The 16,216-nt window shown below is 67.2% G+C and carries 14 protein-coding genes and 1 pseudogene; 8 read left to right on the top strand and 7 right to left on the bottom strand.

What is annotated here, in order from left to right; all coding sequences use genetic code 11:
* Positions 1-16 precede the first annotated feature (16 nt).
* The 6 genes from ACW5IY_RS07640 (at position 17) to ACW5IY_RS07615 (ending at position 5,132) form a co-directional block, all read left to right on the top strand.
* Complete coding sequence (locus ACW5IY_RS07640; protein ID WP_049436537.1) at positions 17-625, top strand: hypothetical protein; 609 nt, start codon at positions 17-19, stop codon at positions 623-625.
* A 77-nt stretch (positions 626-702) separates the two neighbouring features.
* Positions 703-1,311 carry a hypothetical protein gene (locus ACW5IY_RS07635; RefSeq protein ID WP_049436536.1) on the top strand — a complete coding sequence of 203 codons (609 nt, stop codon included), beginning with the start codon at positions 703-705 and terminating at the stop codon, positions 1,309-1,311.
* Positions 1,311-1,898 carry a hypothetical protein gene (locus ACW5IY_RS07630; RefSeq protein ID WP_049436599.1) on the top strand — a complete coding sequence of 196 codons (588 nt, stop codon included), beginning with the start codon at positions 1,311-1,313 and terminating at the stop codon, positions 1,896-1,898. The genes ACW5IY_RS07635 and ACW5IY_RS07630 overlap by 1 nt, the downstream gene beginning before the upstream one ends.
* 64 nt (positions 1,899-1,962) lie before the next feature.
* Positions 1,963-2,844: an HlyC/CorC family transporter gene (locus ACW5IY_RS07625; protein WP_005408827.1), complete on the top strand. Its 882-nt coding sequence runs from the start codon at positions 1,963-1,965 to the stop codon at positions 2,842-2,844.
* Positions 2,841-4,103, top strand: a complete 1,263-nt coding sequence (locus tag ACW5IY_RS07620) for a lipoprotein N-acyltransferase Lnb domain-containing protein (protein WP_049436535.1) — start codon at positions 2,841-2,843, stop codon at positions 4,101-4,103. The genes ACW5IY_RS07625 and ACW5IY_RS07620 overlap by 4 nt, the downstream gene beginning before the upstream one ends.
* Positions 4,104-4,109: 6 nt before the next feature.
* Positions 4,110-5,132 carry a magnesium and cobalt transport protein CorA gene (locus ACW5IY_RS07615; protein WP_049436534.1) on the top strand — a complete coding sequence of 341 codons (1,023 nt, stop codon included), beginning with the start codon at positions 4,110-4,112 and terminating at the stop codon, positions 5,130-5,132.
* Positions 5,133-5,244: 112 nt separating this feature from the next.
* Here ACW5IY_RS07615 and ACW5IY_RS07610 read toward each other — a convergent pair whose 3' ends face one another.
* From ACW5IY_RS07610 to ACW5IY_RS07595, 4 genes are all read right to left on the bottom strand, one after another.
* The gene (locus ACW5IY_RS07610) at positions 5,245-6,609 is read right to left on the bottom strand and encodes an NAD-dependent succinate-semialdehyde dehydrogenase (protein ID WP_019337143.1); all 1,365 of its coding nucleotides are present in this window, start codon (positions 6,607-6,609) and stop codon (positions 5,245-5,247) included.
* A gap of 83 nt (positions 6,610-6,692) precedes the next feature.
* A complete protein-coding gene (locus ACW5IY_RS07605; protein WP_008267688.1) occupies positions 6,693-7,535 on the bottom strand; it encodes an ABC transporter permease subunit in 843 nt (280 codons plus the stop codon).
* The gene (locus ACW5IY_RS07600) at positions 7,532-8,464 is read right to left on the bottom strand and encodes an ABC transporter permease subunit (RefSeq protein ID WP_049431291.1); all 933 of its coding nucleotides are present in this window, start codon (positions 8,462-8,464) and stop codon (positions 7,532-7,534) included. The genes ACW5IY_RS07605 and ACW5IY_RS07600 overlap by 4 nt, the downstream gene beginning before the upstream one ends.
* Positions 8,461-9,597 (bottom strand): ABC transporter ATP-binding protein, encoded by a 1,137-nt coding sequence (locus tag ACW5IY_RS07595; RefSeq protein ID WP_010486163.1) that lies wholly within the window; start codon positions 9,595-9,597, stop codon positions 8,461-8,463. Before ACW5IY_RS07595 ends, ACW5IY_RS07600 begins: the two co-directional genes overlap by 4 nt.
* A 273-nt stretch (positions 9,598-9,870) precedes the next feature.
* On the opposite strand from ACW5IY_RS07595, the pseudogene ACW5IY_RS07590 reads away from it, so the two are divergent.
* A pseudogene (locus ACW5IY_RS07590) lies at positions 9,871-11,271 on the top strand (flavin-containing monooxygenase).
* Positions 11,272-11,309: 38 nt separating this feature from the next.
* Here the strand turns inward: ACW5IY_RS07590 and ACW5IY_RS07585 are convergent.
* From ACW5IY_RS07585 to ACW5IY_RS07575, 3 genes are all read right to left on the bottom strand, one after another.
* The gene (locus ACW5IY_RS07585) at positions 11,310-12,419 is read right to left on the bottom strand and encodes a polyamine ABC transporter substrate-binding protein (protein ID WP_004151739.1); all 1,110 of its coding nucleotides are present in this window, start codon (positions 12,417-12,419) and stop codon (positions 11,310-11,312) included.
* 91 nt (positions 12,420-12,510) lie between these two features.
* Positions 12,511-13,908: a glutamine synthetase family protein gene (locus tag ACW5IY_RS07580; protein ID WP_049436533.1), complete on the bottom strand. Its 1,398-nt coding sequence runs from the start codon at positions 13,906-13,908 to the stop codon at positions 12,511-12,513.
* Entirely contained in the window at positions 13,905-14,666 is a 762-nt protein-coding gene (locus ACW5IY_RS07575) for a gamma-glutamyl-gamma-aminobutyrate hydrolase family protein (RefSeq protein ID WP_049436532.1), read from the bottom strand. The genes ACW5IY_RS07580 and ACW5IY_RS07575 overlap by 4 nt, the downstream gene beginning before the upstream one ends.
* 102 nt (positions 14,667-14,768) lie before the next feature.
* Between ACW5IY_RS07575 and ACW5IY_RS07570 the strand changes: the two genes are divergently transcribed.
* Positions 14,769-16,106: an NAD(P)/FAD-dependent oxidoreductase gene (locus ACW5IY_RS07570; RefSeq protein WP_457327119.1), complete on the top strand. Its 1,338-nt coding sequence runs from the start codon at positions 14,769-14,771 to the stop codon at positions 16,104-16,106.
* The last annotated feature ends 110 nt before the right edge of the window (positions 16,107-16,216 follow it).

The following is a 16,216-nucleotide window of genomic DNA, read 5'->3' as shown; positions in this document are numbered from 1 at the left end:
GGAAGAGGAGCGCAGCATGTCCCTGCCCGCACTTGTGCTTGCCGCGCTACTGCAGTCCGGGGCTGGCCTGATGCCCGATCCTGACCGTCCGTCACCGTTCCCCACCAGTGACAGCGAGGCCGACATCGCCGCAAAGATCGCCGAACTACGGGCGTTCTTTGGCAGCAACGAGCGCGACACCCGCAATACCGTCGCCACCGCCCAGCAACGGGCGCTGATCGACCGCCTGGAAGCGCGGCACGCGGCCCGCCTGGCCGGCATCTGGGTGGACAATGCGAGGGGCTGGAACGTTGTGGTGCGACTGACAGGCGCCGCACCCGAGGCCGATGAGACACACCCAGGGGCGGATGGCCCGCAACGTGTGCACTACATCACCGGCGCCGCGATGACCGAAGCGGAGATGGAGCGCCGCCTGCATGCTCAGCGGGACGGGCTGCTCGCCCAGCTGCCCGACCTGTTCGGCTATAGCCTGGATGTCAAGACCGGGGAGCTGGAGGTGGAACTCCGGGATACCCCAGCCAACCGCGCAACGGCGGCGACCGTGCGCGACCACCTGCAGGTGCAACTGGGCTACCCGGTCAGGCTGCGCTGGTATCCGGCGACATCGCAGCGGCGATCCCCCTGACCAACGTGGCCTGCGGGCGCCGGTCCGCGCGCTGCGCTATTGTTCGCCGCCAGGCATGGGGCGCAAGGAAACCAAGGATGACCTCGGACAACGGCTCGATGATGTTTACGCTCGGCGTGGGTCTTTTCGCCGTGCTGCTGGCGCTTGGCGCCTATGCCGTGCGCCGCATCAGCGCCCGCGACCCCAGCGGCAGGCATTGGCTGCTGCGCAGCCTGGCCCTGCTGTCGCCCCTCTGCCTGCTGACCGGCGCGGCGATCGGCCTGATCGGCCCGCATCTCAATGGCGAACGGGAACCGGCCCATACCCCCGCACTGTGGGGGGCGTCGATGATCCTGGTACTGGCGGGTGCGCTGACTCTGCCGGTGTTGTGGCGGATGCTGGTGCACCGGCACCTGGGCCGCCCGGTCAACGCGCTGCCGTTCTTCCATGCCAGCCGGACCTCGCTGCTGGTGCTGTTCGTGCTGGCCCTGATCTACCTGAAAGCAAGCGGCAAGGCGGCGGACGACCTGATGCCGTGGCTGACAGGTCCAGGCCTGTGGCCGGCAGTGGTGCGTGCCGCAGGGGAAGCCATGCAGATCGCCATGACGTCGGTCGTGCTCACCTTGTCCTTCATGGTCGTGCGGTTCCTGATGATGGGTTTCGCGCGCCGTCTGGTGGCACCGCTCCGGCGCTCGCCAGGGCTATGATGGCGCCCCTCTGCCTGCGGAAACCGCCCGTGTCACTGCGCTGCTGCCTGCCCCTGCTGTGTGTCCTTGCGGTCCCATCCGCCTTCGCTTCCAGCCTGGACCTGCCGGCGCTGATCGAATGCCGCCAGGGCGTGGCCGACCAGGCCGCGCTGGCGCCGTTGCTGGCCGACCCGCTGAAGGCCGTGGCCCAGGGCCTGCAGCCGCTGCCACAGGGCAACCAGTTCATGAGTGAGTTCCGCCTGGCCCAGCCGATCAGCGTGTTCGGCATGAGCACCGAGCGGGTGGCCGTGGCCGGCGCCAGCATCATGGCGGTGCTCGACCAGGCCGACCCGCGCCCGCTGGCCAAGCGCCTGGCGCTGGAGACCGGCTACGACCAGGACGGCAAGTTCATGGCCGGCCGCGAGCTGGTCAGCCGCGACGTGACCGACCCGAAGACCGGCGAGGCCCAGATCGAGTCGATCATCCTCAGCGTCTCCACCGTGGCCTCCCACCCGGGCAAGACCCTGGCAGGCTGCACCTACAGCCTGGACCTGCCCGAGGAGGAGCCGGCCCCGGCCGCCCCTGCCCCGGCCACCGGCAGTCACTGACAGGCCGCCACATCCTGCTAGACTTGGGCCAACGCCCGGCCTGCCGGGTGCCTTTTTTCCAGAGATGTCAGAAGACGACAGTAGTAGCTCCCCTGCGGAGCACAGTGAAAAGAAGCGCGGCTGGCTTGAACGCCTGACCTCCGCCTTCTCCGGCGAACCCCATACCCGCGACGAGCTGGTCGCTGTCCTGCACACCGCGCAGGAAGAGGGTCTGATCGCCGCCGACACCCTGAAGATGATGGAAGGCGCCATTTCGGTCGCCGAGCTGACCGTGGGCGACGTGATGATCTCGCGCTCGCAGATGGTCTCGCTGCCGGTTGAGGCGCCCTTCCTGGAACTGATGAAGCAGGTGGTCGAATCCGGCCATTCGCGCTTTCCGGTGCACGGCGAGAACAAGGACGACATCCTTGGCATCCTGCTCGCCAAGGACCTGCTGCGCGGCGTGGTTGCCGACAACGGCCCGGCCAACGTGCGCGAGCTGCTGCGCCCGGCGGTACTGATCCCGGAGGCGAAGAAGCTCAACGTGCTGCTGAAGGAGTTCCGCCTGTCGCGCAACCACATGGCCATCGTGGTGGACGAGTACGGCGGTGTCGCCGGCCTGGTCACCATCGAGGACGTGCTGGAACAGATCGTCGGCGAGATCGATGACGAGCATGACGAGGCCGAGGATCCTTCCGCTCAGATCGCGATCCAGTCCGACGGCCAGTACGTGGTCGACGCGCTGACCCCGATCGGCGACTTCAACGAACGCTTCGGTGCCACCTTCTCCGACGAGGACTACGACACCATCGGTGGCCTGGTCACCGAGGCCGTGGGCCACCTGCCGGAAGTCGGTGACGAACTGGCGCTGGACCGTTTCATGTTCCGCGTGGCCCGTGCCGATGCGCGCCGGGTGCAGGCCTTCCACGTGACCGTGCTGCCGCCGGACGCGCAGGACGACGCTTGAAGCGCCGCGGCCCCATCCTGGCACTGCGCCTGACGCTGTGGCTGGCACTGTGCGTGCTGGCCATGGCCCTGCCGCTGGCCGCGTTCGCGCAGCCCGTGGCGGCCACACCTGCTGCGCCCGGCACCGGCGCCGAGACCCCTGCCCCGCGCATCGGCGTGGTGACCATGCAGCCGGGCACGGTGTTCTTCGAACGCTTCGGCCATGACGCCATCGTCGTGGTCGATCCGCTCAGCGGCGAAGCGACCTCGTACAACTTCGGCTACTTCGATCCGTCCGAAGACGATTTCATCAGCCGCTTCGCACGCGGCGACATGATGTATTACCTGGTGGCGCTGCCGCTGCAGCAGGACCTGTCGTACTACGACGAGACCGGCCGCGGTGCCAGCGTGCAGTGGCTGGACCTGCGTACGGACCAGGCCCGCGCACTGGCCGCCGACCTGGCCGAACGGGCCAAGCCGGAAAACGCGCGTTACCACTACGACTACTACACCGCCAACTGCGCCACGATGGTGCGCGACACGGTGGACAAGGCACTGGGTGGCGGCCTGCAGTCACAGCTGGCCGGCCGTTCGCGCGGCAACACCTACCGCAGCGAATCGGTGCGCCTGGCCTCGCCGGCGCCGTGGATGTGGCTGGGCTTCGACGTCGGCCTGGGGCCGTTCGCCGACCAGCCGCTGTCACGCTGGCAGGAAGCATTCGTGCCGATGCGCCTGGCCGACGCGCTGCGCCAGGCACGCAACAGCGATGGCCGGCCGCTGGTGCAGTCCGAACAGGAACTGCTGCCGCACCGCATCGACCCGGAGCCGAAGGAGTTCGCGCGCCGCTGGTGGCCGTGGCTGCTGTGCGGCCTGGTGATCGCCGCCGGCGTGCTGGCGCTGCGCCACCGTCCGCGCCTGCTGGCCGGGCTGGCGCTGCCGTTCTGGCTGCTGTGTGCCCTGTTCGGCGGCGTGCTGGTGTTCCTGTGGGGCTTCAGCATCCACTACGCAGCGTGGGCCAACCGCAACCTGCTGCTGCTTTCGCCGCTGGCCGTGCTGCTGCTGCCGGGTGCGATCGCCCTGCTGCGCCGGCGCGTGCCGGGGCGCATGTTCAGGGGGGTGCTGTGGCTGCTGGCGGTGCAGGCCGTGGCCGCGCTGGTACTGCACTGGCTGAGCCTGCAACCGCAGTACAACGTGCAGTGGATCGTGCTGCTGCTGCCGGTGCACGTCGCCCTGGCGTGGGTGCTGGGGCGCCGTCCTCACTTGTCCGAAACACGGCCCTGACGCACGATGGCGGGCATGTCATTGCCCGCCTCCGCTTCCGCCCCGGCTTCGGCCAACCCCACCTGCGTCATCAACTGCGTCCACTACGATGACGAGGGCAGACGCCACGACATCAGCCTGGACGCCATCAGCGATGTCATTGCCAGCGGCAACGGCTTCGTCTGGGTCGGCCTGTACGACCCCAACGAAGACGTGCTGCTGAAACTGCAGGAAGAATTCTGCCTGCACGACCTGGCCATCGAGGATGCGCGCAATGCGCACCAGCGGCCCAAGGTCGAGACCTACGGCAATTCGCTGTTCGTGGTGGTGACCACCGCGCAGATGGTCGACGAGCGCATCCAGTACGGCGAAACCCACGCCTTCCTCGGCCCTCGCTTCCTGGTGACGGTGCGCCACGGCGCCTCGCTGTCCTACGCCCCGGTACGCGCGCGGGTCGAGCGCGAGCCCCAGCTGCTGAAGATGGGCCCGTCGTACTGCCTGTATGCGGTGACCGACTTCGTGGTCGACAACTACCTGCCCATCGTGCACCGCTTCCGCGACACCCTGGACCTGCTGGAAAAGGACATCTTCGCCGACACCTACAAGCGCAGCACCGTGGTGCGGCTGTACGAGCTCAAGCGCGAACTGAACAAGATGCGCATGGCGGTGGCGCCGCTGCAGGACGTGCTGGCACAGCTGCGTCGCTATCAGGGCGAACTGATCCCCGACGAGGTGAAGCTGTACATCCGCGACGTGCACGACCACGCGGTACGCATCAGCGATGTGATCGACACCCTTCGCGAGATGCTGGGCACCGCACTGAGCGTGAACCTGTCGCTGGTGACGCTGGCGCAGGGCGAGACGGTCAAGCGGCTGGGTGCATGGGCGGCGCTGCTGGCGGCGCCGACGCTGATCACCAGCTGGTACGGCATGAACTTCAGCCACATGCCCGAGCTGAGCGAACCGTGGTCCTACCCGCTGATGATCGTTGGCGTGGGCGGTGTGTGCGTGGGCTTGTACCGGCTGTTCAAGCGCGCGAAGTGGTTGTAGATCGTATCGACCAACGGTCGATACCCACAAAACCGGGGACATATCGACCAACGGTCGATACCCATCAGACCGGTAGGCCACGACCGTTGGTCGTGGCGCATTGGATGGTCCATCAAGCCACGTAGACAGTCTTGATGTTCATGAACTCATGGATGCCATGGTCGGCCAGTTCGCGACCGAAACCGGACTGCTTGCTGCCACCGAACGGCAACCGCGCATCGCTCTTGACGATGGCGTTGACGAACGCGGCGCCGCATTCCATGCGCTGGGCAAAGCCTTCGCCGCGCACCGCGTCGCGCGTCCACACGCTGCCGCCCAGGCCGAAACGGGTGTCGTTGGCCACGCGCAGCGCCTCGGCTTCATCCTTGACCCGGATCACCGCCGCCACCGGCCCGAACAGTTCCTCATCGTATGCCGGCATGCCAGGACCCACCTGGTCGAGCACGGTGGCCGGATAGCCGGCATGCGTGCCGGCAATCGGCTCGCCACCGATCAGCACGCGCGCGCCCTTGGCGACACTGGCCTGCACCTGCTTGTGCAGTTCGTCGCGCAGGTCGGCACGCGCCATCGGCGCCAGCGTGGTGCCGCGCTCGTCAGGGTCGCCATACTGGCGCTCGCCCGCCGCTTCCACGAAGCGACGGGTGAATTCATCGGCCACCGCATCGACCACGATGAAGCGCTTGGCCGCGATGCAGGTCTGCCCGCTGTTGTCGAAGCGTGACTTCACTGCCGCGGCCACAGTCTTGTCGAGGTCGGCATCGTCGAGCACCACGAAGGCATCGCTGCCGCCGAGCTCCATCACCGACTTCTTCAGCTGGCTGCCGGCATTGGAAGCGATCGAGCGCCCTGCCCGCTCGCTGCCGGTCAGCGTCACCGCCTTCACCCGCGCGTCGCGCAGCACCTCGGCGGCCTGGTCGTTGTCGATGTGCAGTACATCGAACACGCCATCGGGCAGGCCGCCGTCACGGCACACCGCCAGGATCAGGTCGGCGCACTGCGGCACGTTGCTGGCGTGCTTGAGCAGGGCGACGTTGCCGGCCATGAACGCAGGGGCCAGGAAACGGAATACCTGCCAGATCGGGAAATTCCACGGCATCACCGCGAATACGCAGCCGATCGGCTCATAGCGCACATAGCTGCGCTGGGCTTCAGTGTCGATCAGCTGCGGCTTCAGGTAGTCGGCCGCGTGGTCGGCGTAGTACTCGCAGGCGGCAGCGCACTTGTCGACCTCGGCAAGCGCCTCGGCCTTGAGCTTGCCCATCTCGTGGGTCATCGCCTGCTGCAGGTCATCGCGACGGGCGCGCAGCTGCGCGGCAATCTGGCGGAGGATGGCGCCGCGGTCCTGGAGCGAGTGATCAGCCCAGCCGGGGAAGGCATCGGCAGCGGCCTGCAGGCGCTGCTCGATGTCGGCTGCACCCATCAGTTCATGGCGGTAGGTCACCTGGCCGGTGGCCGGGTTGATGATCTCGACGGTCATGGGGGATCTCCATCTGGAAGACCCCCATTGTGCGCCGCCGGCCGTGAGCCGGGTGTTGCCGGCCTTGTCGGCAGACCGTGTGCTCAGCCGTTGTCCTGCCGCGCCAGCTGCAGATCGCGCTGGCGCCGCTTCTCCGCACGCGCATTGATGTACCAGCCGATCACCGCGGCGATCGACACCGCCGACACCAGCAGCGTGGCCAGTGCGTTGATCTTCGGGCTGATGCCCATGCGCACCGAAGCGAACACCTTCATCGGCAGCGTGGTCGAGCCCGGCGTGGCGACGAAGCTGGCCACGACCACGTCATCCAGCGACAGGGTGAAGGCCAGCAGCCAGCCCGCCACCAGCGCCGGCGCGATGATCGGCAGGGTGATGCGGCCGAACACGGTCAATCGGCTTGCGCCCAGATCCATCGCCGCTTCTTCCAGCGACAGGTCCATTTCCTGCAGGCGCGAGGACACCACCACGGTGACAAAGCACAGGGTGAAGGTGACGTGCGCGATCCAGATCGTGGTCAGGCCACGCGCCGGGAACCCGGGAATCGCGCCCATCGAGGCCAGCAGCGCCATCAGCGAGAAGCCCAGGATCACATCCGGCATCACCAGCGGTGCGGTCACCAGTGCACCGAACAGTGGCTTGCCACGGAAGCGCTTGAAGCGGGTCATCACCATCGCCGCCAGCGTGCCGAGCACGGTAGCCGTGCAGGCGGTCCAGAACGCGACCACCAGGCTGGTCCACATCGCATCCATCAGCGCGCGGTCGGCGAACAGGTCACTGTAGGCGCGGGTGGAGAACCCGGCCCAGACCATCGCCAGCCGCGAGCTGTTGAACGAATAGAACATCAACAGCAGGATCGGCAGGTACAGGAAGGCGAAGCCGAGCAGCAGCACGCCCAGCCCCAGGCCCTTTGCGCTACGCGGGCTCATGCCTGCTTCCCTTCCAGCAGGCGCTGCTGGGAACGGTTGAACAGCAGGATCGGCACCAGCAGCAGCAGGATCATCGCCACCGCCATCGCCGAGGCGCCCGGCCAGTTACGGTTGTTGAAGAACTCGTTCCACAGCTGGCGGCCCACCATCAGCGTCTCCGAGCCACCCAGCATTTCCGGGATCACAAATTCACCGATGGCCGGAATCATCACCAGCATGCAGCCGGCGATGATGCCCGCCTTCGACAACGGCAGGGTGATGCGCAGGAACGCCTGCCACGGCTTGGCACCGAGGTCGTAGGCCGCTTCCAGCAGGCGGTGGTCGTGCTTGACGAGGTTGGCGTACAACGGCAGCACCATGAACGGCAGGTAGCAGTAGACGATGCCGATGTAGGCGGCAGTCGGCGTATCGATCAGCTGCAGCTTGGGCAGGCCGAGGCTGGTCATCAGCGACTGCAGGCCGGTGAACTGCAGGAACTGGTCGAGCAGGCCGTTGCGGTCCAGGATCGCCTTCCACGCATACACGCGGATCAGGAACGAGGTCCACGACGGCAGCACCACCAGCATCATCGCCACGTTGCGTGCGGCCGGTGACAGGCGGGCGATGGCGTAGGCCATCGGGTAGCCGATCAGCAGGGTCAGGAAGGTGGAGATCGCCGCGATCTTGATCGAGCTCAGGAAGGCCTGCGCATAGATCGAATCGCGGAACAGCGCCAGGTAGTTTTCCAGGTTCAGCTTCAGCGAGAAGCCGCCATCCACGTACTGCAGCAGCCAGGTGTACGGCGGCGAGCCGACCCGGCTGAGCGAGAAGCTGATCATCAGCACGATCAGGAACGGCACTGCGAAGAACAGCAGCAGCCACAGGTACGGAATGCCGATCACCGTGGCACGCAGCCCCGGCAGCCAGCGCTTCAGGCCGGCCGTGCTCATGAGGTCAGCACCACGCCGTCGTTGTCGCGCCAGTGCACCCACACACTGTCGCCCCAGGTGAGGCCATCGCTGGCCCAGCGCTGCGAGTTGGCGAAGTTGGCCAGTACCTTGGCGCCGCTGGGCAGGCGCACGTGGTAGACCGAATGGCTGCCGAAGTAGGCGATGTCCTCGATCACACCCTGGGCCTTGTTGGTGTGCCCTTCCGGCTCGTCCTTGCCGATCATCACCTTCTCCGGGCGCAGCGCGAACGCGACCGGCTGCCCTTCATAGCCGGTGATGCCATGGGCGATGTAGATCGGCGCCGGGAACAGCGGCGAGCGCACGGTGACGTACTCGGGCAGGTCCTCGTCGATCACCCCGTCGAACAGGTTGACCGAACCGATGAACTCGGCGACAAAGCGGTTGGCCGGCTGCTCGTAGACCTCGTCCGGCTTGCCGACCTGCTGGATCCAGCCGGCATCCATCACCGCGATGCGGGTGGCCATGGTCATCGCTTCTTCCTGGTCGTGGGTGACCATCACGCAGGTCACGCCCGACGATTCGATGATGCTGACCAGTTCCAGCTGCATCTGCGAGCGCAGCTTCTTGTCCAGCGCGCCCATCGGCTCGTCCAGCAGCAGCAGCTTCGGCCCCTTGGCCAGCGACCGCGCCAGCGCCACGCGCTGCTGCTGGCCGCCGGACAGCTGGTGCGGCTTGCGCTTGCCCAGATGGCCCATCTGCACCAGGTCGAGCATCTCGCCGACGCGCTTGCTGATCGCGTCCTTGCCCAGGCCATCCTGCTTCAGGCCGAAGGCGATGTTCTGCTCGACCGTCATGTGCGGGAACAGGGCATAGGACTGGAACATCATGTTGACCGGCCGCTGGTACGGCGGCAGCGCGTCCAGGCGCTGGCCATCGAGGGTGATGCTGCCCTTGGTGGGCGTCTCGAAGCCGCCCAGGCAGCGCAGCAGGGTCGATTTGCCGCTGCCGGAGCCACCGAGCAGGGCAAAGATCTCGCCCTTGCGCACGTCCAGATTGACGTCGTCGACGGCGACGAAACCGTCGAATTCCTTGCGCAAATCACGAATGGAGAGATAGCCGGGCGCACCGGTCGTGTCGACGACGGCGGCTACCGGCTGGGCTTCAACGGGCATGGGGGCTCCGGGAGCGGGCGGTGGACAGCGGCGGCCATTCTAACGGCCGGGGGCCGAAGGGGATATGACGGAGGCAGGTGGCAGCGGCCGCTGGCCGGCCCCGGGGGCCCGAGGGGTGTCGGTTTTCCCCCGCCATGGTGGCCTGTCCGCTCCAAGGCCTGGGCTCCCCTGGACGACCCTGCGGCCATCCCGGCCAGGCGCCACGGGCGTTGGCCCGATCTGCAACGATTTTCAGAACCGGATGTGTTGAAGGCCCGGGACATTCCCCGCGCAATGCCCCGGATCAAGGCCTTGCATGGACCCACACTGGTGATTTCCCCGGACAGCCCCTCCCCCTTCCCGCCCCGCCTGCCGGGCTCCCTGCCTGCAAGGCTGCCACTGGTCATCATCGGCGCCGGCCAGGCCGGGTTGTCGCTCAGCGCGCTCCTGCAGGAGGCCGGCGTCGCGCATCGCGTGCTGGAGGCCGAAACCGTGGGCGCCAGCTGGCAACGGCGCTGGGAGTCGTTCCAGACCAACACCGCCAACGCGACGATGGCCCTGCACGGTCATGCCTATGCCGGCGATGACCCGGAAGGCTTCATGGGCGCCCCGGAGGTGATCCGGCACCTCCGCGAGTATGCCCACGAGCGTTCCCTGCCGATCAGCGAGGGGTGCGTGGTCCACCGGGTCGGGCCCGAGTCCGGTGGCTATGCCATCGACAGCAGCCAGGGGCCGATCCATGCCCGCGCAGTGGTGGTCGCCACCGGTGAATACCGCCGCGCGCGGATGCCCCGGGTCCCATTCGCACCCGCACCAGGCCTCACCGTGCTGCACTCGGGTGACTACCGCAGTGCCCGCTAGCTGCCCGATGGCGCCGTGCTGGTCATCGGGGGTGGGCAGTCGGGCGCGCAGATCGCCCAGGACCTGCGCGACAGCGGTCGCAGCGTGTACTGGTCACTGGCCCAGCGTCATTCGCACACCCGCCGGCTGCGCGGCAAGGACTCGATGACCTGGTGGGACATGGCCGGGCGCATCCACCAGCATGTGAGTGAAGCGGCCGCCGTACTGGCCGGAGAACCGGATGCGCTGCGCAAGGCCCGCACTGCGGAGTTTCCGCTGATCTCGGGCAAGGGAAGCGGCGGCCTGGGCAGCTCGATCAGCCTGCTGGCGATGCACCGCGCAGGCATCAGGTTGCTGGGCCGGTTGCAGGAATTCAGTGGAAACACCGCCCGCTTCGCAGATGTCCGTCCGCAGCTGCGCACCGCGATCGAGGCCACTCGGGCCGAGTATGCCTATCTCGATTCGCTGGCCAGCGCGTACTACGCCACGCGGCCCGAACCGCGCACCGACGATGCCCGCTACATTCCCGAAGAGGTCTATCTGCACTGGGAGCCGGAACCGTCGCCATGCGAGCTGGATCTGCAGGCCGCAGGCATCCGCTCGGTGGTGCTGGCCACCGGTTTCGTCGCCGAATGGCCCTGGCTCGACGTGCAGGGCGCGCTGGATGCACACGGCTATCCGCTCGGCGAGTTCGGTGTTTCACCGCAGCCGGGGTTGTTCTTCATCGGCATGCACAACCTGCAGCGGATGAGTTCGTCGTTCCTGTGCAACGGCGGCCGCGATGCACGCGACCTGCTGCCGGCCATCCTGCGGCACCTTGGCCGAAGCGGGAGTACAGGCTTCGGCGCAGGGTAAGGGAGCCGCCGGGCAAGGCCCGACGGCGCCAGACCGGCTTAGCGGCCGGTCTTCACCTCGGTCCACAGCCGGGTGTAGAGCTTGTCGGTCTCCGGCGTGTTGATCGAATAGGTGAACATCTTCTCGGCCACGTCGGCCGGCGGGTAGATGGTCGGGTCGGTACGGATCGCCTCATCCACCAGCGGGGTCGCGGTCGGCACCGGGTTGGCGTAGTGGATGAAGTTGGTGTTGGCTGCGGCAACCTTCGGCTGCAGCAGATAGTTGATGAACGCGTACGCGGCTTCCGGATGCTTGGCATCCTTCGGGATCGCCAGCATGTCGAACCACTGCGGGGCGCCTTCCTTCGGGATCGAATAGGCCACGTGCACGCCATTGCTGGCTTCCTCGGCGCGGTCGCGGGCCTGGATGATGTCACCCGACCAGCCGACCACCAGGCAGGTGCCGCCATTGGCCAGCGACCCCACGTACTGCGAGGAGTGGAAGTTCTGCACGTACGGGCGGATCGACTTCAGCAGGTCGGCCGCCTTCTGCAGCTCGGCCGGGTCGCCGCTGTGCGGATCCAGGCCCAGGTAATGCAGCGCGATCGGGATCATGTCGGCCGGCGTGTCCAGGATGGTCACACCGCAGTCCTTCATCTTGCTGATGTTCTCCGGCTTGAACACCAGGTCCCAGCTGTTGGCGATATCGGTGCTGCCGCCAAAGCGCTGCTTCAGCATCTCCACGTTGTAGCCGATGCCGGTGGTACCGATCATGTACGGCACGCCGTACTGGTTGCCCGGGTCCTGGGTGGCGATGCGCTTCATCACCGCCGGGTCGAGATTGGCCAGGTTCGGGATCTTGCTCTTGTCCAGCGGCAGGAACACGCCGGCCTGGATCTGACGACCGAAGAAGTTCAGCGTCGGCACCACCACGTCGTAGCCACTGTTGCCGGCCAGCAGCTTGGTCTCGACCATCTCATCACTGTCGAACACATCGTAGGTCACCTTGATGCCGCTCTCCTTCTCGAAGGTCGGGATGGTGTCCTCGGCGATGTAATCGCTGTAGTTGTAGACGTTCAGGACCTGGCTGTCCTGCGCGCCGCCGTTGCCACCGCTGCAGGCGGCGAGCATGGCGGAGGCCAGGCCGAGCGTGAGGATACGCAGCTTCATCGGGTGCTCCAGAATGCGGAAAGGGGGGCCGGCGGGGCCGGCAACGGGTGCCAGCCTACCCCCCGGCGGCGGATTTTTCTATTCCAGATGCTCAGACGTTCAGCAGCAGGAACTCGCGCTCCCACGAGCTGATGACGCGGAAGAAGGTCTCGTATTCCTTGCGCTTGACCGAGATGTAGGCGCGGCAGAAGCGCTCGCCCAGCAGCGCCTGCAGCTCGCTGCACTGCTCCAGCCCGTCCAGCGCTTCGCCCAGCGAGCGCGGCAGGTTATAGCCCAGTTCCTTGGCACTGCCGGTCACCGGCGCATCCGGTGCCAGCCGCTCACGGATGCCCAGCAGGCCGCAGGCCAGGGTCGCGGCCATCGCCAGGTAGGGGTTGGCGTCGGACCCGGCGAAACGGCTTTCCACGCGCATGTTCTCCGGCGTGTCCAGCGGCACGCGCAGCCCGCAGGTGCGGTTGTCATAGCCCCAGTGCACGTTGCTCGGCGAGACCTCGCCGAACACCAACCGCCGATAGGAATTCACGTTCGGCGCGAAGAACGCCATTGCCTGCGGCACGTACTTCTGCAGGCCGCCCAGGTAGTGGCCGAACACCGGGCTGAACTCGCCTTCGGCATGGGTCTCGCCGGCGAACACATTGCTGCCATCGCTCACCCGCACCAGGCTCTGGTGGATGTGCATGGCGCTGCCCGGCTCGTTCTCCATCGGCTTGGCCAGGAACGTGGCATACACCCCGTGGCGCATCGCTGCCTCGCGCATGGTGCGCTTGAACAGGAACACCTGGTCGGCCAGGTCCATCGCATCGGCGTGGGTGAAGTTGACTTCCAGCTGCGCTGCGCCGGATTCGTGGATCAGCGTGTCCACGTCCAGCTTCATCGCATCGGCGTAGTCGTACATCAGGTCGAGGATCGGGTCGAATTCGTTGACCGCGTCGATCGAGTACGACTGCCGCGCGGTTTCCGGGCGCCCGGAGCGGCCGGCCGGTGGCAGCAGCGGAAAGTCCGGGTCGGTGTTCTTCTGCACCAGGAAGAACTCCAGCTCCGGCGCCACCACCGGGCGCAGACCCAGCTCAGCATAGGCTGCCAGCACGCGACGCAGTACATTGCGCGGTGCCAGTTCGTGTGGCTCACCGTTCTTGGTGTAGCAATCGTGGATGATCTGCGCAGTGGCATCGGCCGCCCACGGCACCATACGCACCGTGTCCGGATCGGGTCGCAGCATCATGTCCGAGTCCGACGGCGAGGTCAGCTCGTAGTAGTCATCAGGGAACTCGCCGGTGACGGTGGTGGCGAAGATGCCTTCGGGCAGCCGCGTGCCGTAGTCGTGCGAGAACTTGTCGGCGGGAATGATCTTGCCGCGCGCGTTGCCGGTGATGTCCGGCACCAGGCATTCGACCTCGGTGATGCGCCGCTCCTTCAGCCAGCGCAGCAGGCTGCTTTCCTGCGGTGCGGGGGGCGTGGCCGTCTTGCGCGGGCGCGTTCGGGAACTCATCGGGAATCCAGTCGGTTCTGTTGGTGCTGCCGGCAAGCTTGGCCGAACGCACGGAAAATAGCGTGATAGAACGGCGCCTGCATGACACGCCACTCCGGGTGCCACTGTACGCCGAGCACGAAACCATGGTGCAGGCTGCGCGCCGCCTCGACCAGTCCATCATCAGCCAGGGCCTCGACCTGCAGGCCCTGCGCGAGGCGGGCAATGCCCTGCCCGTGCACCGAATTGACCTGCGCCCGGTCACTGCCGTGCCACTGCGCCAACCAGCCATCGGTAGCCAGGGTGATCGCATGGGCCGGCCCGTACTGCACCTCCACCGGCGCCTGCGGGTCTTCGCGATGATCGGACAGGCCCGGCACCGCATGCACCTGCGGATGCAGGCTGCCACCCAGCGCGACGTTCAGTTCCTGGAAGCCGCGGCAGATCGCCAGTACCGGAAGATCCTGCGCCAAAGCCTCACGCAGCAACGCGAACGCATTGGCATCACGGGCCGGGTCATGCGGATTGCCCGGCCAGCTGCGGCCGCCCTCGTAGTGCTGCGGTTCGATGTTGCTGACCGCACCGGTCAACAGCAGACCATCGAGCCCCTGCAGCCAATCGCCAGCCGGCAAAGGAGGCTGCAGGCTCGGCAGTACCACCGGGGTCACTTCGGCGGCCTCGGCCAGCGCGCGCACGTACTTCTCGCCGGCCACCGCGAAGCGGTGATGGCCGAGCACGGTACTGTCGGTGGGCAGGCCCACCCAGGGCAGGCGGCGCATGGAAAAACTCCTTGACGTGCCGACACGTTACCCGTCGCCCGCCGAGGGCGGCAAGTCGTCGCCGTCACACCATGGCTGTCACGCATCGGCGAAACTACGCGGGTGAATGCTGATCGTCCTCTCCCGCTCCCCCCCTCCCGCACTGCGCCCGCGAGGCCCGCGGTAAGCGCCGCCTTCCCGCCCAGCTGGTTCGCCGCCAGCCTGCCAGAACCGCCCGCACTGCCCTCGCTGCAGGGTGAGGTTCAGGCCGATGTCGCAGTGCTCGGCGCGGGTTATACCGGCCTGACCGCCGCACTTGAACTGGCTACCCGTGGCCAGCGCGTGGTGGTACTGGACGCGCAGCGGATCGGCTGGGGCGCGTCCGGTCGCAACGGTGGCCAGGCGCTGGTCGGCTATGGCTGCGAGGTGGACGAGCTGGAGCGTCAGCTCGGTCGTGATGATGCGCGCCACCTGTTCGACTGGTCACGCGACGCGGTGCAGGCAATGCGCACACGCATCGATCGCCACGGCATCGACTGCCATTGGGTGGAAGGCCACGCCAGCGTCGCCATCCGCGAACGCCATGAGCGCGACCTGCGGGCCAACTGCGAGCACCTGCAACGCCACTACGCCTACCCCATGCAGTGGTGGGACCGTGATGCCCTGCGCGCACAGCTGGACAGCCCGCGCTACCGCGCCGCGATGTTCGATCCGCTCAGCGCGCATCTGCAGCCCCTGGCCTATGCCCGCGGACTGGCCGATGCGGCGCGTGCGGCCGGCGCGGTGATCCACGAGAACTCCGCAGTGACCCGCGTGCAGCGCGGACCGCAGCCCACCCTGCATACCGCGCAGGGAAGCGTGCGCGCCGCGCATCTGGTGGTGGCCGGCAACGCCTGGCTGCAGGGCCTGCTGCCCGAGCTGGAACGGCGGATCATGCCGGTCGGCACCTATATCGGCGCCAGCGCGCCGCTGGGTGCCGAGCGCGCCCATGCCCTGATCGGCAACAACATGGCCGTGGCCGACACCGCCTGGGCACTGGACTACTTCCGTCTCAGCCACGACCACCGCCTGCTGTTTGGTGGCCGTGCCAGCTATTCAGCACTGCCCCCGCCCGGCCTGCGCGGGGTGATGCAGCGGCGCATGCACCAGGTGTTCCCGCAGCTGGCCGACGTGGCGCTGGAGCAGGTCTGGGGCGGTTATGTGGACATTACCCGCAACCGCGCCCCGCATTGGGGCCGGCTGGACGGCAACCTGTACTTCGCGCAGGGGTTCTCCGGCCATGGGGTGGCCGCCGCCGGGCTGGCCGGTGAGGTGATCGCCGCTGCCATTGCAGGCCAGAGCGAGCGCCTGGATGTGTTCCAGCGCCTGCGGCATGCCCCCTTCCCTGGCGGCCGGCTGCTGCGCACGCCGCTGCTGGTGGCGGCGATGTCGTGGTACAAGCTGCGGGATGCGTTGTGGTGAGTTGATCAGGGATCACCCTGAATTGGCTCCCTCGGAAACTGTGAAACCCGTCGCCACGGGAATTCATGTGATGATTTTCTCACTTGCCCGACGCTGCGCTGCGGAGATTG

The sequence above is a fragment of the Stenotrophomonas sp. C-A genome, assembly GCF_054030835.1.
The sequence above is the reverse complement of the archived record's forward strand: the minus strand, read 5'-3'. Positions and strand labels throughout refer to the sequence as shown.